Origin of the sequence: Yoonia sp., assembly GCF_014859355.1 — a bacterium.
Lineage (GTDB): Bacteria > Pseudomonadota > Alphaproteobacteria > Rhodobacterales > Rhodobacteraceae > Yoonia.
In genome coordinates this window covers 24,718-45,525 of the sequence record NZ_JACUUJ010000002.1, presented here as the reverse complement: position 1 = coordinate 45,525, position 20,808 = coordinate 24,718, and the positions used below count along the sequence as shown (strand labels likewise).

The following is a 20,808-nucleotide window of genomic DNA, read 5'->3' as shown; positions in this document are numbered from 1 at the left end:
CCGTGCAAAGCTGTGTCAGCCACGTTTCTTGCCTCCGAATTCGAGATAGGCCCATGGGATCAGAATGATCACGACCGACACCAGCATCATGGTCGATGCGGCAAACCCTTGCCCAAGGTTCTGGGCGCGGAACATATATTCGATCACATATTTGGCCGGCACTTCGGAACTGATCCCGGGGCCGCCGTTGGTCTGGGCAACGACCAGATCGTAAAGCTTGATGATACCGCTGGCGATCAGCACCAGCGAAGTGATGAACACAGGCCGCATCATGGGGATAATAACAACGAGATACGTCTTGATCGTGCCGATCCCGTCAACGCGGGCAGCTTTCCAGATGTCTTCGTCAATACCGCGCAGACCGGCCAACATGATGCACATGATCAGCCCGGTACCCTGCCACAGACCCGCAATCAGCAGGCCGAACATAACGGTGTTGGGGTCATTCAGCGGGTTGAATGTAAAACTTTCCCAACCCCAGCCGCGCACTACACTTTGCAGACCGAAATCGGGGTTCAGAATCCACTGCCACGCCAAACCGGTGACGACAAAGGACAAGGCAAAAGGGTAAAGAAAAATCGTGCGGAACGCGCCTTCAAACCGGATTTTACGATCCAGAAGCGCGGCCAGCGTAAAGGCGATAACCAGAGTAAAGACCATCGAACAAACGCCATAAAGCGCAAGGTTCTTGATCGACACGATCCAGCGGTCCGAACTCCACAGCCGCTCATATTGGTCGAAACCCACCCAATTCGTGCGGGGCAGCATCCGCGACCCGGTAAAGGAATACACGATGGTCCATGTGGTTCCGCCCAGAAACACGACCAGTGCGGTCAGGATCATGGGGATCGAGGCGATCTTGGCCATCAGGTTATGAAAAAGACGTGTCGGGCGCTTGCTGGTTTGCGCCGGAATATCCGATGCCAATGTCATATTGTCGGCTCCATTGATGGGGGCGCGCAGGGCAGATCAATGCGGGACCGGCTTGCGCCGGACCCGGATCATGATGCGCCTGCGGGCTTAGTCAGCGCTGGCGATGATGCTGGCGTATTTGGCCTGCGCTTCACCAGCAGGCATGTCGCCGGACCAGAATTGCGCCATCAGATCTTCGATCTGCAACTGCGTGTCAGCAGACAGTGACTGATCGCCCGATGGCAGCACGCCACCATCGGCAAGGATGGCCAGACCCTTTTGCATACAGCCGTTGGCGGCAGCCATGTTGATATCGCCACGAACCGGAAGCGACCCTTTGGCAAGATTAAAGGCAACCTGCACATCGGGGGAAATCAGCAGCGCGGCCAGTTCCTTTTGCGCGGCAGTGATTTCGGGGTCGCGGTTTACAGGGAAATAAAACGCATCCCCACCGGTATCAAGAATGGCGTTCAGCCCCAATCCAGGCAGGCAAGAATAATCCTGACCTTCGATCTGGCCTGCAACGGCGAATTCGCCCTGCGCCCAGTCACCCATCAACTGTGCGCCAGCGTTGCCCGTAATGACCATGTTGGTCGCCTGGTTCCAGTCCTGCACATCCGACCCGCGCGCCAGTTCACGCGCATCTGCAACCGCCTCGAATACAGCGGCATATTCAGGGCCAGCGGCCACATCGGCGTTACGGTTCACGGTGACTTCGCGCCATGCGTCAAGGCCGGCAACAGCAATGGTGATCGCACCAAAAGCAAGGTTTTGCTGCCACCCCTGTTGCCCCATCGCCAAGGGCAGAACCCCTGCTTCACGCAGCGCGGGGGCCGCATCGACAAAGGCGTTCCAGTCAGCAGGCACCTCAACCCCAGCTTTTTCAAAGGCATCATGGCTCAGCCAGAGCCACTGCGCCGAATGGATGTTGATTGGCACGCAATAAATACGCCCGTCCAGCGTGCAGCTATCCAGCAACGCAGGCGGGTTGACGATATCGCGCCAGCCACCCGCTTCGGCCACGTCGGTCAGGTCCAGCATCAGGCCCGCTTCGATCAGTTCTTCTGCCTGACGGCCGTGGTTCAACTGGGTGGCGGCCATGGGGTCGCCGCCGAGAATACGTGAAATGATGATCGGGCGCGCGGTGCCGCCAGAGCCGGCAATCGCACCGTCAAGCCAAGTATTGCCCGTCGCGTTCCATGCTTCGGCAAATTTGGAGACGGCAGCGGCCTCACCACCGGATGTCCACCAATGGGTGACCTCCAGTTCGACCGCAGATGCAGCCGATGCGCTGACCAGCGCGGTTGCCGCAAGAAGTTTTGTTATCACCTTCACGATTCTTTCCTCCCTTTGGTTCTAAATCGTTGTAGAAAAGTCTATATCGATTTAGATTATGCAATCAACCGGTATTAAGCAGAAATGAACGCTGGGAATGTTAGCGGTAACTAACCTGCTGACTTTCTATTGTTTTTCGTGGCGGATATGCTGCGCATCAGACATTAACAGTGTCCGGTTTTGCCGCTGGGGCACGAAAGGCGACACCATGGTGAACAGAAAGGCCGGGGCAGACGACAGCGCCCAACACAGCACAAACAAGATGAAACCAACCCTGAAAACCATTGCAGGCCTTACTGGGTTGGCGGTGCCAACGGTGTCGCGCGCGCTGAATGATGCGCCCGATATCGGGCAGCGGACGAAAACTCTGGTGCGCAAGATTGCGCAGGATATCGGCTATGTCCCCAACCGCGCGGGTGTTCGCCTGCGCACCGGGCGCACCAATGTGATCAGCCTTGTGATGCCGACCGAACACGACATGATGAACCACACCGCACGCCTGATTTCATCGGTCGCTGGTGGGCTGCGCAACACACCGTTTCACCTGATTGTCACGCCGTTTTTTCCAGACCAAGATCCGGTAGAGCCTTTACGATATATCGTCGAGACAGGTTCAGCGGATGCGGTGATTTTTAACCAGATCACGCCACAAGACCCGCGCGTCGCCTATCTGATGGACCAACAGTTTCCCTTTGCCACGCATGGTCGCAGCGATTGGGCGGCGCGGCACCCCTATTATGACTTTGACAACAACGCCTTTGGACGTCTGGCAACTGCGGCATTGGCCGACAGGGGACGTAAAAGGGTGCTGCTGATCGCACCGCCCCCCGCGCAGAACTATGCCCGGCATATGATCCGAGGCGTGACCGATGTCGCCGCGGACCGTGGTATCGCGTTGATCGTTGCCACAGCCGTCACCAGCGACAGCGCCAGCGAAGACGTCGTCGCTGATGTCATGGACGTGCTGCGCGCTGATCCGGCGATTGACGCGATCATCACAGCCTCGACATCCTCGGCCATGGCCGCCGTTGCAGGGCTGGAACAACACGGTGCGACCGTAGGCCGTGAAATTGATATTTTCACCAAAGAGGCCATCCCGTTTTTGAAATTGTTCCGCCCCGATATCATGACCATCTCGGAACGGGTGGGAACGGCGGGCGCGTTTTTGGCCAGAGCAGCCATTCAGGCAATCAAAGACCCGGACGCGCCCCCGCTGCAATGTCTCGAAATCCCGTCAAAGCCGTCCTGACATCTGGCCCCCATGTCCAGATGAACGCCGCGTTCATCGTCCCGGAATCGCCCCGCGTTTTTCGCCCTTGCCGGCCCAACCATCCAAGGCCGCTATTGCCTCTTCCGCAGTTTCGACGAAGCGGAACAGTTTCAGATCATCGGGGGATATCGTGCCTGCGTCGGCCAGCGCATCCCAGTTGATGATCTTTTCCCAAAAGGCTCGTCCAAATAACAAGAACGGAACCTGCGCCATACGCCCGGTCTGGATCAGTGTCAGCGCCTCGAACATTTCATCAAGCGTGCCAAAGCCGCCGGGAAACACGCAGATCGCCGATGCCCGCATCAGGAAATGCATCTTGCGGATGCCAAAATAGTGGAAATTGAAACAGAGTTCCGGCGTTACGTATTCATTGGGCGATTGTTCATGCGGCAGCACGATGTTGAAACCGATTGACTTGCCGCCCGCATCTGCCGCACCGCGGTTGCCCGCCTCCATCACGCCGGGGCCACCGCCGGTGACAATCACATTGTCTGTGCCGCCGTTCGCCAGTGATTTGGCCGTCATGATCTGGGCAAAGCGCCGCGCCTCGGCGTAATATTGTGTCAGATCAGCAAGGGTTTGCGTACGCGCGCTGTCCTTTTTTGCAGGCTCGGGGATACGCGCCCCGCCGAACAGCACAATGGTGGAATTGACCCCAGCCTCGTTCATCAGCAGTTCGGGTTTCAGCAGTTCCAACTGCAACCTGACAGGCCGCAATTCATCGCGCAGCATAAAGTCTTCGTCAGTAAAGGCGAGTTTATACGACGGTGCCCGTGTTTGCGGTGTGTCGGGAAAATGGGTTGCGGCCTCGCGGTCTTGCTGGCTGTCCCGGAATGGGTGGCGTCGGTCGTCTTGCATACTGCTGTTCCTCGCATTGCGCTTTTGGGCTTTTCCGGTCTATAGCGCGTTCCAATAGCAGACCATAGGAAATTGGAGCCCCCCATGTCCAACGCCGCACTTGAGACCGCAATCGAAGCCGCGTGGGACACCCGCGATCAGATCACCCCCGCCACCACAGGCGAGACCCGCGAAGCCATCGAAGATACGCTGAACGCGCTGGACAGCGGCGCATTGCGCGTGGCCGAAAAGCAGGACGACGGGTCGTGGCACGTGAACCAATGGGCCAAAAAGGCCGTGCTGTTGGGGTTCCGCATCAAGGACATGGAATTCCAGTCGGGCGGGCCGCAGGCCTCTGGCTGGTGGGACAAGGTCGACAGCAAATTCGCCGGCTGGGGCGATGATGAATTCCGCAGTGCAGGTTTTCGCGCCGTGCCCAACGCGATCGTGCGCCGGTCCGCATTTATCGCGCCCGGTGTCGTGCTGATGCCGTCATTCGTGAACCTTGGCGCCTATGTTGACAGCGGCACGATGGTCGATACATGGGCCACCGTGGGCAGTTGCGCCCAGATCGGCAAGAACGTGCACCTGTCCGGTGGCGTCGGCATTGGCGGCGTGCTGGAACCGATGCAGGCCGGGCCAACGATTATCGAAGACAACTGTTTCATTGGTGCCCGGTCCGAAGTCGTCGAAGGCTGCATCGTGCGTGAAGGGTCCGTGCTGGGTATGGGCGTGTTCATCGGCCAATCGACAAAAATCGTGGACCGCGAAACAGGCGAGGTCATGTATGGCGAGGTGCCACCCTATTCTGTGGTAGTCGCAGGGTCCATGCCATCGAAAAACAACGTCAATCTTTACTGTGCTGTCATCGTCAAACGCGTGGATGAGCGCACCCGGTCCAAAACCGGCATCAATGACCTGCTAAGAGACTAGGATGATCCTCAGCCGCACACTGGCACGCAAGCGGATCGCGGCGGGCAAGCGCCCGTCGTTCGGCGAAGCTTGGGGGCTGGTGGCGGCCGACATCGTTTTGATTGGCATTTTGCTATGGGTCATCTGGCAACCCGCGCTCAGCTTTGTCTATCTGATGCAGTTTTCCCTGCTGGGAACGATCCTGTTCTTGATGGCTGTCATTTTTGTGCCACTACAAACCGTCATCGTGATTTCGACGATCTGGGCCGTCCGATCGCGCTGGCAAGAGAAAGAAACAGACACCGCATGACCAAGAAACCAAGCCGCCAACAGGTGTTCACGCTCTTGATCGAGGTGGGCCGCAATTCAGGCGATGGCCTGCCCGAAGGTGCCACCGGCGCCGCGTTGATGTGTTATGCCAGTGGCGTAGACGAGGCAGAGGCAGTACGCGAAACCGTCGCGATCCTGAAACAGGCCGATCTGGCCCCGCTGGATGTATCGGGATACGGCACGCTGGAGGAACGCATGGCCGAAGGGCATGACATTTCCGACGAAGAAAAAGAACTGATGCAGCGCGCATTGGACGAAAACAGCGTCATCGTGGCGCAAATGACGCCGTTTTTCGGGGAAGATAATTAGCGTCAGTGTGATGCGAACCCGTGGATGATGCGCCGACCGCTGGGGCCGGCGCATCCAAGAATTGCATCCCCGCGCCGAACCCGCTAGCCATGCTAAAAAGGAGCCCGCCATGCCTGTCGATCCCGTTGCCTTGACCGCTGATCTGGTGCGTTGCCCGTCTGTCACCCCTGCCGAAGGCGGCGCCTTGGTGCTGCTGGAAAAACTGCTGCGCGACGCGGGCTTTGACTGCACCCGCGTGGATCGGGGCGGTGTGGCCAACCTCTTTGCGCGCTGGGGGCGGCAGGGCGCGAACCGCACATTCGGGTTCAACGGGCATACTGACGTCGTACCGGTCGGCAATGAAAGCGACTGGTCCGTGCCGCCCTTTGGCGCAGCGATCAAGGACGGCTATCTGTACGGGCGCGGGTCCACGGATATGAAATCGGGCGTGGCCGCCTTTGCCGCCGCTGCGATTGATTTCGTGACCGAAACGCCCCCCGATGGCGCGGTCATTCTGGCAATCACCGGGGACGAGGAAGGCGACGCCACCGATGGCACCACCGCGCTGCTGAACTGGATGGCGGCACAAGGCGAGGCAATGTCGGTCTGTCTGGTGGGCGAACCCACCTGCCCTGACGTGATGGGCGAGGCAATGAAGATCGGGCGCAGGGGGTCGGTGACCTGCTGGCTGACGGTGCGCGGCGTGCAGGGGCACGCGGCCTATCCGCACCGCGCGAAGAACCCGATCCCCGCCATGGCGCGACTGGTGGACCGGCTGTCATCGCACGTGCTGGATGACGGCACCGCCCATTTCGACCCTTCGACCCTTGCCGTGGTCACAATCGACACCGGCAACCCCGCAACCAATGTGATCCCCGCCGCATGTCAGGCCACGGTGAACGTGCGCTTTAACGACGCCCATTCCAGCCAGTCGATTCTGGATTGGATCACGGCCGAAACCGACCGCATGGCCAGCGCATTTGGCGTGACCGTCGATATGCAGGTCAAGGTGTCGGGCGAAAGTTTCCTGACGCCGCCCGGCGACCTGTCTGATCTGGTGGCGGCGGCGGTGCAGGCAGAAACCGGCATTACCCCTGTCTTGTCCACCTCGGGAGGCACATCGGATGCGCGTTTCGTCAAGGATCATTGCCCGGTGGTGGAATTCGGGCTGGTCGGCAAGACGATGCATCAAGTGGATGAACGGGTCGCGGTCGATCAGATCATCCAGTTAAAGGCGATCTACACTCGCATCCTGCGCGATTATTTCGCGTAAAGTGGATCATGACCCGCCCTACACCAATTGTGATGACGGACCGCGCACCCCATGTTAGGGCGGTATCATGACACGCATCCCATCCAAATCAGAGATCCTTGAATGGATCGCCCAGAACCCCACCAAGACCGCCAAGCGCGACATCGCCAAGGCGTTCGGGATCAAGGGTGCCGCCCGTATCGACCTCAAACGCTTGCTGAAAGAGCTGGAGGAGGCGGGCAAGCTGACCAAGCGGCGCAGTTCCTATCGCGATGCCGAAGATCTGCCGCCGGTATCCGTGCTGGAAATCACCGGGCCGGATGCGGATGGCGATCTGTATGCCCGGCCCTTGGAATGGACCGGCCAAGGGCCTGAACCCGTGATCCTGATGATGCTCCGGTCCAGCGATCCGGCATTGGGTCAGGGCGACCGCATCCTTGGCCGCCTGACCATCGACAAGACCGAAGCCCACAGCCACACCGCCCGCATGATCCGCCGGATCGGCACCAACCCGATGCGTATTCTGGGTGTCTATCGCGCCGGATCCGAAGGCGGGCGCGTGCTGCCCATCGACAAGGGCGCAGACCGGCAATGGGTCGTGCCAGCGGGTGCGACCGGCGGCGCCAAAGATGGCGAGTTGGTCGAGGCGGAACAAACCGGCCCCAAGGGGCGCATGGGCCTGCCCAAGGCGCGCGTTTTAACCCGCCTGGGTGACCCGACCGAACCACGTGCGGTATCGCTGATTGCCATCCACCAGCACGGCATCCCCGACCATTTCCCCGACGCCGTGATTGCCGAGGCCGACGCCGCCAAACCCGCCGGTCTGCAAGGCCGGGCGGACATGCGCGACCTGCCGCTGATCACGATCGACCCTTGGGATGCCCGCGACCGCGACGATGCCTGTTATGTTGAACATGACCCCGACCCGCGTAACGACGGCGGTTTCATCATCTGGGTCGCCATTGCCGATGTGGCGCATTACGTGCGCTCTGGGTCCGAACTGGACCGCGAGGCGCGCAAGCGCGGCAATTCCAGCTATTTCCCCGACCGCGTTGTGCCGATGTTGCCTGACCGGCTGTCGGGTGATCTGTGTTCGCTGCACGAAGGTGTCGAACGGGCCTGTCTGGCTGTGTCCATGCAGATCGACGCACATGGGGAAAAGATCAGCCACCAGTTTCATCGCGGGCTGATGAAATCGGTCGCTTCCCTGACTTATGAACAGGTTCAGGACGGCATGGATGGCAAGCCAGGCGACAAGGTTGCCCCGTTGATGAATGACATCATCCGCCCGATCTATGCTGCCCATGCGGCATTGGCCAAGGCACGCGCCGCGCGCCAGCCGCTGGATCTGGACCTGCCCGAACGCCAGATCGTGCTGGATGACGCAGGCAAGGTCACATCGGTCAATTTCAAGGAACGGCTGGAGGCCCACAAACTGATCGAGGAATTCATGGTGCTGGCCAATGTCGCCGCCGCTGAAACCCTGATCGCCAAGAAATCCCCCCTGCTGTTCCGCGTCCACGAGGAACCATCCCCCGAAAAGCTGGACGCCCTGCGCGAGGTGGCGACGGCCTCGGGGCTGGTGCTGGCCAAGGGGCAGGTGCTGAAAACCGCGCATCTGAACAGGCTGCTGTCGCAGGCCGAAGGCACCGATAATGACGAGCTGATCAATATGGCCACCCTGCGGTCGATGACGCAGGCTTACTACAATCCCGAAAACTTTGGCCACTTCGGGCTGGCCCTGCGGGCCTATGCGCATTTCACATCACCGATCCGGCGCTATTCCGACCTGATCGTGCACCGCGCGCTGATTGCAGCGCATGGCTGGGGTAATGACGGGCTGTCGCCATGGGACATCGAACACCTGCCCGACACCGGCCGCCAGATCAGCGACACAGAGCGCAGGTCGATGGCCGCCGAACGCGACACGACCGACCGGTATCTGGCCGCGTTCCTGTCGGACCGTGTTGGCGTCGAAATGACCGGGCGGATCAGCGGGATTGCAAAATTCGGGGTTTTTGTCAAACTGGATGAAACCGGCGCCGACGCGATGATCCCGATCCGGACGCTGGGCAATGAATATTTCCACTATGACCCCGAAACCCAGACCCTGATGGGCGCTGACACCGGCACGGTGATTGCCCTGGGCCAGCGCACAACTGTCAAACTGGTCGAGGCCGCGCCCGTCACCGGCGGGCTGATTGTGGAACTGATCAAGCTGGATGAACGCGCAGTTCCGCGTGGCCCAACCAAAAGCCGCGGTAAACCGCCCCGCCGCAAGGTGGGGGCTGCCCGCAACAAGGCCGCAAAAACCGCCCGTAAAGTCAAACGCAACCGCAGCTGACCCTGACCGGTGGAAAACCGCGGACTGGCGCAGAGTTGATTTCAACGAAGCGCATTTTGCGATATGCTACCGCAAAACAAAAAATCAGAGGGTTTGAGCATGTATCGCAGACAATTCATCACAACAGGGTTGGCAACACTCGGGCTGGCTGGCACCGCCAACGCGCAGGCCAGCGCCTTTGCCAGTTGGGTCGCGGGGTTCCGCCCCAGGGCGCGCGCCGCAGGCATATCGGACCGCGCGTTCGCAGCGGCCTTTGACGGGGCGCAATACCTGCCCGACAGCATCAACCGCGACCGCAATCAGGCCGAATTCGTCCGACCACTGGGAGAGTATATGGCCACCGCCGCATCCGATGCACGGGTCAGCACCGGGCGGGCCATGATGCAGCAATATGCCGGGCTTTTGTCGCGGATTCAGGCATCCTATGGCGTGGACGCCCATATCGTGACAGCGATCTGGGGCATGGAAAGCAACTATGGCGCGCGGCGCGGGGATATTCCGCTGATTTCCACGCTGGCCACGCTGGCCTTTGACGGACGACGGGGGCAGTTCTTTGAACAACAACTGGTCGCTGCTTTGGGTATTTTGCAAAACGGCGATGTGGCTCCGCGCAACATGACCGGATCATGGGCCGGTGCCATGGGCCACACGCAGTTCATACCCACATCCTATGAAGCCTATGCCGTGGATTTCACCGGCAATGGCCGCCGCGATATATGGTCGGATGATCCCAGTGATGCGCTGGCATCCACCGCCGCCTATCTGCGCCGCTTTGGCTGGCAACAGGGCCAGCCTTGGGGGGTCGAGGTGCGGCTGCCGCGCGGTTTTGATTTTGAACAGACCGGTCGTGCGGTGAAACGCACACCCGCTGCATGGACACAACAAGGGGTGCGCGGCGTCGATGGCCAGCCGGTGCCAAATTACGGCGAGGCATCGCTGATCACACCAACCGGCGCCGGTGGCCCGGCTTTTCTGGTGTTCCGCAATTACGAGGTGATCGGGCGCTATAACAACGCCGAAGCTTATATCATCGGCGTTGGCCATCTGGGCGACCGGATCAGGGGAATGGGGCCGTTTCAAACAGCTTTCCCTGCTGGAGAACGCGGCTTGCTGCGTGCCGAAAGGGTGGAGTTGCAACAGCGCCTGACGGCGGCGGGGTTTTCAACCCAAGGCGTTGACGGGCAAATCGGGCCAAACAGCCGCGCCGCGATCAAGGCGTTTCAGCGCAGCCGCGGGATGGTCCCGGACGGCTATGCGTCGGTGTCGCTGCTGGAACGGTTGCGCTGAATATCGGGGGCGGGCCACGTTGGCTCCGCCCCGAACCCACCCCAAAAGGTTACAGTTTATCGCGGAACGCGGCGACCACCTGTTCATAGACCGCCCGTTTGAACGGCACGATTGCGGCGACCAGTTCCGCAGGCGGCATCCATTTCCATGCGGAAAATTCCGGGTGGGCGGTGGCGATGTTGATCTGGTTGTCGGTGCCGTGGAACCGCATCAGAAACCATTTCTGTTCCTGCCCGCGATAGCGGCCTTTCCAGATGTGCGGCACAAGATCAGGCGGCAGATCATAGGGGATCAGCCCCGGTGTTTCCGCCTCGATACTGACAAGGGCTGGTGAGACGCCAATTTCTTCTTCCAACTCGCGCAGGGCCGCATCGCGGGTGCTTTCACCCTTGTCCACACCGCCTTGGGGCATCTGCCAGGCGTCCTGGTCGCGGTCGATCCGCTGGCCGACAAATACATGCCCGCGCGGATTGGCCAGCATGATGCCCACACAGGGGCGATAGGGAAGTTGTGCGATATCGTCAGGTGTCATGAAAGAGCCTTGGTGTTTCATCTGTGATGCCTCGTGATTACGAGGTTTGATTACCTGAAACACGAACCGCTATGCGATAACAAGCCGTGTTTGATGCCGGATGCGCGCGGCGATCCAGCGCAGATGGTCGCGGCGCAGCCCGATGCACCCCGCCGTGGGCCGCCCCGGGCCGCGCCATTGATGAATAAAAATCGCCGATCCCCGCCCCTTGACCGCATAGGGCCAGTTCCAGTCGGTCAGGATGATCAGGTCATACATCGGGTCAGCGCGGCGCAGGTTTTCGTGGCTGAATGGGTGCGGCGCGCGCACCATCATGTTGTAATCGGGGTCGCGGATATCATCCGACCACAGATCACCGGGTTTGATCGGCAGCGCCCAACCGGCAGGTTTCGCCATGCGGTCGGGCCGATAAAGCATGCCCACAAGCCGGTGGGTGCCGACAGGCGTCGCGCCGTCACCTTCCTTTTTGCGGTTGGTCAGTCCCCCCCGCCCGATGGTGCAGGGGAAGCGGCGATTAAAGAACCGCAGCTGGGTGGGAGTCAAGACAAGATCGGTGGGGGTCATCTGGAGTGGCAATCAAAGGATTTTGGTCGGCACATGATCGCGCAACCTTTTCGAAAACTCGCAACGGCGTGCAATACTAAGCAAAATCTTCTGCCCCGCAGCCGGGCCGATGCAAACGCACCGCACAGCGGGAACCGCCCCCTCACAACAAATGCCCCGACTTCGCAGCCTTGGTCGCCAGATACCCCTGATTGTGCCGGTTTTCCCCCACCTTTAGCGGCACCCGTTCCACCACCTTGATGCCGCAGTGTTCCATCTTGGCCACCTTGGCGGGGTTGTTTGTCAGCAGGCGCACCGATGAAAACCCCATGCGCTTTAAAATCTCGGCCCCGATGCGGAAATCGCGTTCGTCGTCTTCAAACCCCAGCCGGTGGTTCGCCTCGACCGTATCAAACCCCTGATCCTGAAGCGAATAGGCGCGCATCTTGTTGGCAAGCCCGATCCCGCGCCCTTCCTGGTTGAGATAGAGCAGCACCCCTGCACCCTCGGCCCCCATCTGCGCCAGCGCACCGCGCAACTGCGGGCCGCAGTCGCATTTCAGCGACCCCAGCAGATCACCCGTGAAACAGGCCGAATGCAGCCGCGACAGCACGGGCTGTGACCGGTCGGGCTTGCCGATTTCGACGGCGTAATGTTCTTCGGCGCCATCCTCGGGTCGGAAAATGTGCAAGCGTCCGGACTCTGACACCGACAACGGCAGGCGGGCGCTGATGATCGGGTGCAGCGGGCTGAGGTCGGTGTCGCGCGCCGCATTGGCGGGCACCAGCGTCAGGTTATGGGCGGCGGCAAAGCCCGGCGCATTATCCACGGCCAGCACCACAGCGGCGGGCAACAGGCGCGCCGCCTTTGTCAGCGCAATTGCTGCGCGGTGAATGTCGGCAGCCCCGTCGCGCGCGGTTTGCAGCGGCCCTTTCATCGGGGCGCGCAAATCATCGGCAGGGTCGGCCACGGCACGGACCCATGCCAGCGTTGCATCGGGCGGCAGGATGATCCGCGCCAGATCGCCGTCATAGGCGCGCGCCTTGAGCGTTTCAGCACGCCAATTTGTCACCGCCAGAACCGGGGTGCCGCCAAGGGTGCGCAGATGCGCCAGACGCGCCGCATCCAGCGTTTCAGCAGCCAGAACAACCGCCCCGTCATCCAGCACAACAGGCACGCCCATACGCAGATCGGCGCGGGCGCGGGCCAGCCGTTCGGTAATGTCGGGGGAAAAACCCATGCGATCTGATCCTCGTTTGTTTCATCAGATAGTCATTTTGCCGTCTAAATGAAATATTTACCCATGAAATCGCACGTCCGTGTGAAACATTTCCCTCAAAGCTTGCTGGAACGGTCCGCGCAACACATTTCTATACCAACAAGAATGGAGGACGTCATGGGACAACTCAAAAAGATATTGCTGGTGGATGACGACGACGATCTGCGCGAAGCATTGGGCGAACAGCTTTTGATGACCGAAGATTTCGACGTGTTCGAGGCCGACGACGGGGCCAGCGCGATCGTGAAAGCCAAAGAAGGGCTTTATGATCTGATGGTGCTTGACGTGGGCCTGCCTGATACGGATGGACGCGAACTATGCCGCGTGCTGCGCAAGCAAGGCGTGAAATGTCCGATCGTCATGCTGACCGCCCAAGACAGCGATGCAGACACCATTTTGGGCCTTGATGCGGGCGCGAATGATTATGTCAGCAAACCGTTCAAGTTTCCGGTGCTGCTGGCCCGTATCCGCAGCCAGTTGCGCACCCACGAACAATCCGAAGATGCAGTGTTCCAGCTGGGGCCTTATACTTTCAAACCAGCCCAGAAAATGCTGATCACGGAAGACGACAAAAAGGTGCGCCTGACGGAAAAGGAAACCAACATCCTGAAATTCCTGTATCGCGCGACCGAAGGCGTGGTGCCCCGCGATGTGCTGCTGCACGAGGTTTGGGGGTATAATGCGGGCGTTACAACGCACACATTGGAAACACATATTTACCGTCTTCGCCAGAAAATTGAACCAGATCCGTCCAATGCCCGCCTTCTTGTGACCGAATCTGGCGGATATAGATTGGTGGCATAGCGTATTTACCGACGGTTTCATGGTTCCCGATTGATAACTGTCAGACGCTTTTTGTTCCCGCTGGTGATCGGGTCTTTATCACCACCTCCCTGTTGGACTTGCCCGGGCCTCGCGCCCGGGCTTTTTTCTTGCACGGGGGCTGGTTATTGCCCAAGTTCATCATACGTTGTGCCAAGCGATAAAGAAGGAAATTATCCATGAAATCCGCAAAAGATTACCTTGACCACGCCAACCAAGAGGTCGTGCGCATCACAACCGAAGAAGCGATTGCCAAACATGCCGCTGGCGGCGCCACATTCATCGACGTGCGCGACAGCGGCGATATCGCAAAATCAGGCACCATTGTGGGCGCGCATCGCGTGCCACGCGGTTTTATCGAATTTGCCGCCGACCCGGACATGCAATTTCACAACCCGATCTTTCAAAAAGACGCAGAGCTTTGCCTTGTGTGTGGTGCAGGCGGTCAGGCGGCACTTGCCGGCAAAACGCTCAAGGAAATGGGCTATAAGAATGTCGTCAACGTCGGTGGCATCGGCGACTGGAAAGCGGCAGGCGGCCCGACCGAAGACTGACAAACAGATCAGGCTTGCAAGGCCTGATCCCAATCCGCGATCAGGTCGCTGATATCCTCGATCCCGACCGACACACGGATCAGGTTTTCGGGAATACCGGTATGCGGTTCGATCGTGTGCCGGTGTTCAACAAGGCTTTCGACCCCGCCCAGCGACGTAGCGCGCAGGAACAGTTGCAACCGGCCCACGATGCGCAGGGCGTTTTCACGCCCGTCCGTCACCAGCACCGACAGCAGGCTGCCATACCCACCCGACATTTGCCGTTGCGCAATATCATGGCCGGGGTGATGCGGCAGGCCGGGGTAGAACACATCTTGGACCTGATCATGCGCCAGCAGAAATTCCGCCAGCGCCTGCGCATTTTGCGACATCCGTTCAACCCGCAGCGGCAGCGTGCGCATACCGCGCGTCAGTAACCACGCCTCGAACGGGCCAAGGATCGCGCCCGCAGTCTTGCGGTCTGTGCGGATATCCTGCCAGAACTGCGTCTCAGGGGCATTGGTGGATAACACACCAGCCAGCACATCCGAATGGCCGTTGATAGCCTTGGTTGCCGAATGCATCACGATATCGGCCCCCAGCGCCAAGGGCTGCATCAGGATCGGCGTTGCGGCTGTTGCGTCAACCACCAGCGTCGCACCAGTCGCCCCCGCAAGGGCCGCGATATCAACTGTCTTCAGCCAGGGGTTCGACGGGGTTTCGATAAACACCAGCGCGGCTTGCCGGGTCTGGCAGGTGGTCAGCAGGTCATCGGCATCCACCTCGACCAAGGTGATTGCGCGGCGGGCGCAAAAATTGCGCACCCACTGGGTTGTGCCCCAATAAACACCAGACTGCACGATCACACTGGCCCCGTTCGGCAGTGTGCGGAAAACGGCGGCGATGGCGGCCATGCCGGATGGAAACAGCAGCGTATCACGGGCGTTTTCCAACCGCTGCAACACCGCCTCGGCCTGACGCAGGTTATCGCTGTTGTCGCGGGCATAGATGTTATCAGGCCGGATCAGCGCATTGGATTCATCGCGCAGATAGGTCGTTGATGGCTGCAAGGCGGGCACAACACCACCTGATTGCGGATCAATGGCACCTGCGGCATGGGCGGCGATGGTGGCGGGTTTTTGGGCTTTGTTCATGTGCCTATCTGGCGCGGGGACATGAACGGATGCAAGGGGCAAACCAGCCCGTGCCGCACCCTAGGGGCAGGGTGCCAGAATATAGGTTCCATCACCACGCGCATAGGCGCATTGCTGGGTCGCTGTATTCTGGGCGACAACGGTGCCGGCCGCCGCACCGGCCAAGGCGGCGATCAGGCGCCAGTTTTTATCGGCTCCCAAGACATCAGCCGTAATTAACCCGGCTGCGGCCCCACTGGTCAGACCGACGACCGTCCGTTGCTCGGTGGTCAGGTTTTCGCAGCCAGTCAAAAGCAGGACGATCGCAGCGGTAGTGGTCAGGATGAAGGGTTTCATGGCTTTGCTCTTTGTCCAAAGGATTCGGTGATCCTTTTTTTTAAGCACAGTTAACCGAATATCGGATTGACATGACGCAATCCCTCAACCCTGCGACCAGCAACGGCTGTCAGGTTATAAAGACATCACGCCCGTAGCCCTGAATGAACAAAAGCGCCGTCAGATCACCGTGGTTGATGCGGATATCGCACTGGGCCTGCACGGCAGGTTTGGCATGCAGTGCCACGCCAGAGCCCGCCTGCCCCAACATCCCCAGATCATTAGCCCCATCCCCCACCGCCAGCACATCTGCCTGCATGATGCCCAGCCGTTGCGTGATATCAACAAGCGCCTGCACCTTTGCCTCTTTCCCCAGAATCGGGCGGGCGACATCACCCGTCAGCTTGCCATCGGCAACCAAAAGCGTATTGGCGCGGTTTTCATCAAACCCAAGTGCTGCCGCCACCCGCGCAGTGAAGGCCGTGAACCCGCCCGATACCAGCGCCGCATAAGCCCCATGCGCCTTCATCGTGGCAACCAGTTCATATCCCCCCGGCATATAGGTGATTCGCTGGTCCAGCACTTGTTCTATTATTGGTTCTGGCAGACCTTTCAGCAGGCCGACCCGTTCGATCAGCGCCGCCTCAAAATTCAGTTCGCCGTTCATGGCGCGGGCTGTTATGTCAGCCACATGCGCGCCAACGCCCGCCTCGTCCGCCAGTTCGTCAATGCATTCCTGCCGGATCATCGTGCTGTCCATATCGGCCAGCAGCATCTTTTTACGCCGGTTGTCCGAGGGCTGGATCACCAGATCGACACAAGCGCGCTGCAAGTCTTCCCAAACGTTCCAGCGATTGTCTGGCAAGGCAGGAATAGAGAATTCTGCCGCCTCGTCCACCGCCAGCCAAAGCGCATCACCCCCGCCCCAAGCATTGCGCAGGCTGTCCACAAGGGCGGCATCAAGGCGGCGTTCGGTCGGGCTGGTCAACAAGGTGACGGTCAACATGGTCAAGTTTCCTATTGGCACGAGGCGTGTCGCAAAATGTGTGTCAAGCGGCGGTCTAGCTGCATTTTTCGGGTTGTGAAAGCCCGACGGTGGTTCTATGCCCACAGGTGGGACACCCCTCCCCAACGGGGGGCGCTTATCTGAAAGGGTACCAGAAATGGTCATGACCAAACCGGCAACGCGGCCGGCAAATCCGCGTTTTTCTTCCGGCCCCTGTGCCAAACCCCCCGTCTGGAATTTGGAAAGTTTGCGTGACGCCCCACTGGGCCGGTCGCACCGGGCTTCCATCGGCAAGGCCAAACTGGCGGAAGCCATCGACCTGACCCGCGACATTTTGGGCATTCCGGCGGATTACCGCATCGGCATCGTGCCTGCATCCGACACCGGTGCCTATGAAATGGCGATGTGGTCGCTGTTGGGTGAACGTCCGGCCGAAATGGTCGCGTGGGAATCATTCGGCGCAGGCTGGGTCACCGATGTGGTCAAACAGCTGAAAATCGACGCAACCGTTCACACTGCGGAATATGGCGAGATCGTCGATATGACTGCGTTGAACTATGACAATGACGTCTGTTTCACCTGGAACGGTACGACATCCGGCGTGCGTGTGCCGTCAGGTGATGTGATCCCCGGGGATCGCGCGGGCCTGACGCTATGCGATGCGACATCAGCTGCCTTTGCGCAGGAATTGCCATGGGACAAGCTGGATGTGACCACGTTCAGCTGGCAGAAAGTCATGGGCGGCGAAGCGGCCCACGGGATGCTTGTGCTGTCGCCCCGTGCTGTGGAACGGTTGGAAAGCTATGCCCCCGCGTGGCCCCTGCCGAAGATTTTCCGCATGACCAAGGGCGGAAAATTGATCGAAGGCATTTTCAAGGGCGAAACGATCAATACACCGTCGATGCTGGCGGTCGAGGATTATCTGGTCGCGCTGAAATGGGGCCGGTCCATCGGTGGCCTTGATGCGCTGATTCACCGCGCCAATGCAAACGCGCAAGCGATCTGGAATTTCTGCGCCGCGCATGACTGGATCGATAATCTTGCGATTGATCCGGCGACGCGGTCCAACACATCGGTCTGCCTGAAATTCACTGATGACCGGATCAAGGATGGTGCAGCCTTTGCCAAGGCTGTAGCCAAACGACTTGAGGCGGAAAATATCGCGCTGGATATCGGGGCTTATCGTGATGCACCCGCCGGTCTGCGCGTCTGGTGCGGCGCCACGGTGCAAACCTCTGACATCGAGGCGATGCTGCCTTGGCTTGCCTGGGCGTTTGAAACCGAAATCAACGCACAATAGAATTTTCTAGAAAATTCGGCCCTGCTGAACAAATTTCCAGAAATTCATTCAGTACTGGTCGATCTAAAAGGAGTGTCCATCATGGCCCCCAAAGTACTCATCTCAGACAAACTCTCCCCCGCTGCTGTCCAGATATTCAAGGACCGCGGTATCGACGTTGATTTCCAGCCCGACCTTGGCAAGGACAAGGATAAATTGCTGGAAGTGATCGGCCAATATGACGGTTTAGCGATTCGCTCAGCGACCAAAGCCACCGAAAAGATCATCAATGCTGCCACCAACCTCAAGGTGATCGGGCGCGCGGGTATCGGCGTTGACAACGTTGACCGCGACGCGGCATCGCGCAAGGGCATCATCGTGATGAACACGCCCTTTGGGAACATGATCACCACAGCCGAACATGCGATTGCGCTGATGTTTGCCGTTGCACGCCAAATCCCCGAAGCCAGCGCATCAACCCACGCGGGCAAATGGGAAAAGTCGAAATTCATGGGGGTCGAACTAACCGGCAAAACCCTTGGCGTGATCGGCGCAGGCAATATCGGCTCGATCGTTTGCGACCGTGCGCGCGGCCTGAAAATGAAGGTCATCGCGATGGACCCCTTCCTATCGGAAGAACGCGCCACCGAAATCGGTGTTGAAAAGGTGACGCTGGACGATCTGCTGTCCCGCGCTGATTTCATCACGCTGCATGTGCCGCTGACTGCCGACACCAAGAACATCCTCAGCCGGGAAAATCTGGAAAAAACCAAGAAGGGTGTGCGCATCATCAACTGCGCCCGTGGTGGTCTGGTTGACGAAGAGGCTTTGGCGGATTTGCTGAAATCCGGTCACGTGGCCGGAGCGGCCTTTGACGTTTTTGCCGTGGAACCGGCAACTGAAAACCCGTTGTTCGGTCTGCCCAATGTCGTCTGCACCCCGCACCTTGGGGCAGCCACGACCGAAGCACAGGAAAACGTGGCGCTTCAGGTTGCAGAACAGATGTCGGATTACCTGTTGACAGGAGCGGTGCAGAATGCGCTGAACATGCCATCAGTCACGGCGGAAGAGGCCAAGGTCATGGGCCCATGGATCAAACTTTCCGGCCACTTGGGCCATTTCATTGGCCAGCTGACAGCGGAACCGATCAAAGCGATCAACATCCTGTTTGATGGCGTTGTATCTGAAATGAACCTCAAGGCACTGACGGCATCTACCGTGGCCGGCATCATGAAAACCGCCAACCCGGATGTGAACATGGTATCGGCCCCGGTCATTGCCAAAGAACGCGGGATCAAGATTTCCACGACCAAGCAGGACCAGTCTGGCGCGTTCGATGGGTATATCAAGGTCACTGTCGTCACCGACACACGCGAACGGTCTATTGCGGGCACAGTGTTCAGCGATGGCAAGCCGCGGTTCATCCAGATCAAAGGCATCAACATCGATGCGGATATCGGCGCGCATATGCTTTACACAACCAATAAGGATGTGCCGGGCATTATCGGTATCCTGGGCACAACCCTGGGTGAAAATAACGTCAATATCGCAAACTTTACGCTTGGTCGTGCAGCGGCCAAGGGTGAAGCCATTGCCGTGCTCTATATGGATGAACCCATGCCCGAAGCAGCCATCGACGCCTTGAAGGCCACAGGCAAATTCCAGCAGGTCCGCCCGCTGCATTTCGACGTCTGAGCCAAACCAGATCATGACCGCAGGGGAGTAAAAGCCCCCTGCGAGCAGCCCCAAACCACCGGAGATACCATGCAACCCATATATGCCATCGGCGATATCCACGGCCAGAAAGACATGCTTGATGCAGCCTTGATACAGATCGCAAATGATGGCGGGTCAGATGCACAGGTGGTGTTTTTGGGCGATTATACCGACCGCGGCCCTGACAGCAGGGGCGTGATCGAAACGCTGATCTCGGGGCGCGAGGCAGGGCGCAACTGGGTGTTTCTACGGGGCAACCACGACCGGCTTTTTTCACGTTTCATACAGCAAGGTGTGGGGCACGATGCCCGCGTTGCATCGGGTATTCATTGGATCAACCCGCGCCTTGGCGGGAATACGACCTTGGCGTCCTACGGAATTACGGGCGACGCGGTGTTTCACTATCCAGACAACGGATTGGAACAGCTACAACATTTTTCCGGGATGGATCAGGGCACGCTTGTTCAGCAAGCCCGCGCTGCGGTGCCACAGGCGCATCTGGATTTTCTGGATGGCCTACCTCTTTTTCATCAGACAGACCATCTGATCTTTGTCCATGCCGGGTTAAGGCCAGGAATCGCGCTGTCAGAGCAGGCCGAGGATGATCTGATCTGGATCCGTGACGGTTTTCTGGACAGCACCCATGATTTTGGCCCGCTTGTGGTGCATGGACACACCGCCTTGGATTCGCCCCGCCATTTCGGCAACAGGATTGACCTTGATGGCGGCGCGGGCTACGGCAGACCGCTGGTGCCGGCGGTGTTCGAAGGGCGCGATTGCTGGCTGTTGACGGATCAGGGGCGGGTTGCGCTGCGTCCCTAAGATGGGCTTCAACCTGCGCTGCTTTGCGGCTAGATAACAA

General features: G+C 59.3%; 21 protein-coding genes. 12 read left to right on the top strand and 9 right to left on the bottom strand.

All coding sequences use genetic code 11. The features are described from left to right. Positions 1-15 precede the first annotated feature (15 nt). Positions 16-933, bottom strand: a complete 918-nt coding sequence (locus IBX59_RS01410; RefSeq protein ID WP_296371617.1) for a carbohydrate ABC transporter permease — start codon at positions 931-933, stop codon at positions 16-18. An 87-nt stretch (positions 934-1,020) separates the two neighbouring features. Next, on the bottom strand, positions 1,021-2,247 hold the full coding sequence (locus IBX59_RS01405; protein ID WP_296371615.1) for an ABC transporter substrate-binding protein: 1,227 nt from the start codon (positions 2,245-2,247) through the stop codon (positions 1,021-1,023). Between the two features lie 208 nt (positions 2,248-2,455). On the opposite strand from IBX59_RS01405, the gene IBX59_RS01400 reads away from it, so the two are divergent. Next, complete coding sequence (locus tag IBX59_RS01400) at positions 2,456-3,496, top strand: LacI family transcriptional regulator (protein WP_296371613.1); 1,041 nt, start codon at positions 2,456-2,458, stop codon at positions 3,494-3,496. A 33-nt stretch (positions 3,497-3,529) separates the two neighbouring features. On the opposite strand, the gene IBX59_RS01395 is transcribed toward IBX59_RS01400, so the two are convergent. Then, positions 3,530-4,375 (bottom strand): TIGR00730 family Rossman fold protein, encoded by an 846-nt coding sequence (locus tag IBX59_RS01395; RefSeq protein WP_296371611.1) that lies wholly within the window; start codon positions 4,373-4,375, stop codon positions 3,530-3,532. A gap of 84 nt (positions 4,376-4,459) precedes the next feature. Between IBX59_RS01395 and dapD the strand changes: the two genes are divergently transcribed. From dapD to IBX59_RS01365, 6 genes are all read left to right on the top strand, one after another. Continuing rightward, a complete protein-coding gene (dapD, locus tag IBX59_RS01390) occupies positions 4,460-5,287 on the top strand; it encodes a 2,3,4,5-tetrahydropyridine-2,6-dicarboxylate N-succinyltransferase (RefSeq protein WP_296371609.1) in 828 nt (275 codons plus the stop codon). Between the two features lies 1 nt (position 5,288). Beyond that, positions 5,289-5,576, top strand: coding sequence for a hypothetical protein (locus IBX59_RS01385; RefSeq protein ID WP_296371607.1), 288 nt, complete (start codon positions 5,289-5,291; stop codon positions 5,574-5,576). Then, positions 5,573-5,905, top strand: coding sequence for a hypothetical protein (locus IBX59_RS01380; RefSeq protein ID WP_296371605.1), 333 nt, complete (start codon positions 5,573-5,575; stop codon positions 5,903-5,905). Before IBX59_RS01385 ends, IBX59_RS01380 begins: the two co-directional genes overlap by 4 nt. 109 nt (positions 5,906-6,014) lie before the next feature. After that, positions 6,015-7,157: a succinyl-diaminopimelate desuccinylase gene (gene dapE, locus IBX59_RS01375; RefSeq protein ID WP_296371602.1), complete on the top strand. Its 1,143-nt coding sequence runs from the start codon at positions 6,015-6,017 to the stop codon at positions 7,155-7,157. Positions 7,158-7,224: 67 nt separating this feature from the next. Further along, positions 7,225-9,480 carry a ribonuclease R gene (rnr, locus tag IBX59_RS01370; protein ID WP_296371601.1) on the top strand — a complete coding sequence of 752 codons (2,256 nt, stop codon included), beginning with the start codon at positions 7,225-7,227 and terminating at the stop codon, positions 9,478-9,480. A gap of 99 nt (positions 9,481-9,579) precedes the next feature. Further along, positions 9,580-10,767, top strand: a complete 1,188-nt coding sequence (locus IBX59_RS01365; RefSeq protein ID WP_296371599.1) for a lytic murein transglycosylase — start codon at positions 9,580-9,582, stop codon at positions 10,765-10,767. Between the two features lie 49 nt (positions 10,768-10,816). Here IBX59_RS01365 and IBX59_RS01360 read toward each other — a convergent pair whose 3' ends face one another. From IBX59_RS01360 to ribA, 3 genes are all read right to left on the bottom strand, one after another. Further along, entirely contained in the window at positions 10,817-11,299 is a 483-nt protein-coding gene (locus tag IBX59_RS01360; protein WP_296371597.1) for an RNA pyrophosphohydrolase, read from the bottom strand. A 69-nt stretch (positions 11,300-11,368) separates the two neighbouring features. Beyond that, positions 11,369-11,863: a L,D-transpeptidase family protein gene (locus IBX59_RS01355; protein ID WP_296371595.1), complete on the bottom strand. Its 495-nt coding sequence runs from the start codon at positions 11,861-11,863 to the stop codon at positions 11,369-11,371. Between the two features lie 142 nt (positions 11,864-12,005). Further along, positions 12,006-13,082 carry a GTP cyclohydrolase II gene (gene ribA, locus IBX59_RS01350; RefSeq protein WP_296371592.1) on the bottom strand — a complete coding sequence of 359 codons (1,077 nt, stop codon included), beginning with the start codon at positions 13,080-13,082 and terminating at the stop codon, positions 12,006-12,008. Between the two features lie 156 nt (positions 13,083-13,238). On the opposite strand from ribA, the gene IBX59_RS01345 reads away from it, so the two are divergent. Both IBX59_RS01345 and IBX59_RS01340 read left to right on the top strand, forming a co-directional pair. Beyond that, positions 13,239-13,925 carry a response regulator transcription factor gene (locus tag IBX59_RS01345; protein ID WP_296371591.1) on the top strand — a complete coding sequence of 229 codons (687 nt, stop codon included), beginning with the start codon at positions 13,239-13,241 and terminating at the stop codon, positions 13,923-13,925. A 197-nt stretch (positions 13,926-14,122) separates the two neighbouring features. Then, on the top strand, positions 14,123-14,497 hold the full coding sequence (locus IBX59_RS01340) for a rhodanese-like domain-containing protein (RefSeq protein ID WP_296371589.1): 375 nt from the start codon (positions 14,123-14,125) through the stop codon (positions 14,495-14,497). Positions 14,498-14,505: 8 nt separating this feature from the next. Here IBX59_RS01340 and IBX59_RS01335 read toward each other — a convergent pair whose 3' ends face one another. From IBX59_RS01335 to serB, 3 genes are all read right to left on the bottom strand, one after another. Next, on the bottom strand, positions 14,506-15,630 hold the full coding sequence (locus tag IBX59_RS01335) for a PLP-dependent aspartate aminotransferase family protein (protein ID WP_296371586.1): 1,125 nt from the start codon (positions 15,628-15,630) through the stop codon (positions 14,506-14,508). A gap of 60 nt (positions 15,631-15,690) precedes the next feature. After that, positions 15,691-15,966: a glucose-6-phosphate isomerase gene (locus IBX59_RS01330; RefSeq protein WP_296371585.1), complete on the bottom strand. Its 276-nt coding sequence runs from the start codon at positions 15,964-15,966 to the stop codon at positions 15,691-15,693. A gap of 109 nt (positions 15,967-16,075) precedes the next feature. Beyond that, complete coding sequence (serB, locus tag IBX59_RS01325) at positions 16,076-16,951, bottom strand: phosphoserine phosphatase SerB (protein ID WP_296371583.1); 876 nt, start codon at positions 16,949-16,951, stop codon at positions 16,076-16,078. 157 nt (positions 16,952-17,108) lie between these two features. Here serB and IBX59_RS01320 point away from each other — a divergent pair, with 157 nt between their 5' ends. The 3 genes from IBX59_RS01320 to IBX59_RS01310 all read left to right on the top strand — a co-directional run bounded on the left by IBX59_RS01320 (position 17,109) and on the right by IBX59_RS01310 (position 20,768). Next, positions 17,109-18,251, top strand: a complete 1,143-nt coding sequence (locus IBX59_RS01320) for a phosphoserine transaminase (protein ID WP_296371581.1) — start codon at positions 17,109-17,111, stop codon at positions 18,249-18,251. 81 nt (positions 18,252-18,332) lie between these two features. After that, positions 18,333-19,925, top strand: coding sequence for a phosphoglycerate dehydrogenase (gene serA / locus IBX59_RS01315; protein ID WP_296371579.1), 1,593 nt, complete (start codon positions 18,333-18,335; stop codon positions 19,923-19,925). Positions 19,926-19,994: 69 nt separating this feature from the next. After that, a complete protein-coding gene (locus IBX59_RS01310) occupies positions 19,995-20,768 on the top strand; it encodes a metallophosphoesterase (protein ID WP_296371577.1) in 774 nt (257 codons plus the stop codon). Positions 20,769-20,808 lie beyond the last annotated feature (40 nt).

What these genes read in the sequence shown, in the direction of transcription:
- IBX59_RS01410 (WP_296371617.1), bottom strand. Translation starts at nt 933, where the DNA reads ATGACATTGGCATCGGATATTCCGGCGCAAACCAGCAAGCGCCCGACA.
- IBX59_RS01400 (WP_296371613.1), top strand. Translation starts at nt 2,456, where the DNA reads ATGGTGAACAGAAAGGCCGGGGCAGACGACAGCGCCCAACACAGCACA.
- IBX59_RS01395 (WP_296371611.1), bottom strand. Translation starts at nt 4,375, where the DNA reads ATGCAAGACGACCGACGCCACCCATTCCGGGACAGCCAGCAAGACCGC.
- dapD (WP_296371609.1), top strand. Translation starts at nt 4,460, where the DNA reads ATGTCCAACGCCGCACTTGAGACCGCAATCGAAGCCGCGTGGGACACC.
- IBX59_RS01385 (WP_296371607.1), top strand. Translation starts at nt 5,289, where the DNA reads ATGATCCTCAGCCGCACACTGGCACGCAAGCGGATCGCGGCGGGCAAG.
- IBX59_RS01380 (WP_296371605.1), top strand. Translation starts at nt 5,573, where the DNA reads ATGACCAAGAAACCAAGCCGCCAACAGGTGTTCACGCTCTTGATCGAG.
- dapE (WP_296371602.1), top strand. Translation starts at nt 6,015, where the DNA reads ATGCCTGTCGATCCCGTTGCCTTGACCGCTGATCTGGTGCGTTGCCCG.
- rnr (WP_296371601.1), top strand. Translation starts at nt 7,225, where the DNA reads ATGACACGCATCCCATCCAAATCAGAGATCCTTGAATGGATCGCCCAG.
- IBX59_RS01365 (WP_296371599.1), top strand. Translation starts at nt 9,580, where the DNA reads ATGTATCGCAGACAATTCATCACAACAGGGTTGGCAACACTCGGGCTG.
- IBX59_RS01360 (WP_296371597.1), bottom strand. Translation starts at nt 11,299, where the DNA reads ATGACACCTGACGATATCGCACAACTTCCCTATCGCCCCTGTGTGGGC.
- IBX59_RS01355 (WP_296371595.1), bottom strand. Translation starts at nt 11,863, where the DNA reads ATGACCCCCACCGATCTTGTCTTGACTCCCACCCAGCTGCGGTTCTTT.
- ribA (WP_296371592.1), bottom strand. Translation starts at nt 13,082, where the DNA reads ATGGGTTTTTCCCCCGACATTACCGAACGGCTGGCCCGCGCCCGCGCC.
- IBX59_RS01345 (WP_296371591.1), top strand. Translation starts at nt 13,239, where the DNA reads ATGGGACAACTCAAAAAGATATTGCTGGTGGATGACGACGACGATCTG.
- IBX59_RS01340 (WP_296371589.1), top strand. Translation starts at nt 14,123, where the DNA reads ATGAAATCCGCAAAAGATTACCTTGACCACGCCAACCAAGAGGTCGTG.
- IBX59_RS01335 (WP_296371586.1), bottom strand. Translation starts at nt 15,630, where the DNA reads ATGAACAAAGCCCAAAAACCCGCCACCATCGCCGCCCATGCCGCAGGT.
- IBX59_RS01330 (WP_296371585.1), bottom strand. Translation starts at nt 15,966, where the DNA reads ATGAAACCCTTCATCCTGACCACTACCGCTGCGATCGTCCTGCTTTTG.
- serB (WP_296371583.1), bottom strand. Translation starts at nt 16,951, where the DNA reads ATGTTGACCGTCACCTTGTTGACCAGCCCGACCGAACGCCGCCTTGAT.
- IBX59_RS01320 (WP_296371581.1), top strand. Translation starts at nt 17,109, where the DNA reads ATGGTCATGACCAAACCGGCAACGCGGCCGGCAAATCCGCGTTTTTCT.
- serA (WP_296371579.1), top strand. Translation starts at nt 18,333, where the DNA reads ATGGCCCCCAAAGTACTCATCTCAGACAAACTCTCCCCCGCTGCTGTC.
- IBX59_RS01310 (WP_296371577.1), top strand. Translation starts at nt 19,995, where the DNA reads ATGCAACCCATATATGCCATCGGCGATATCCACGGCCAGAAAGACATG.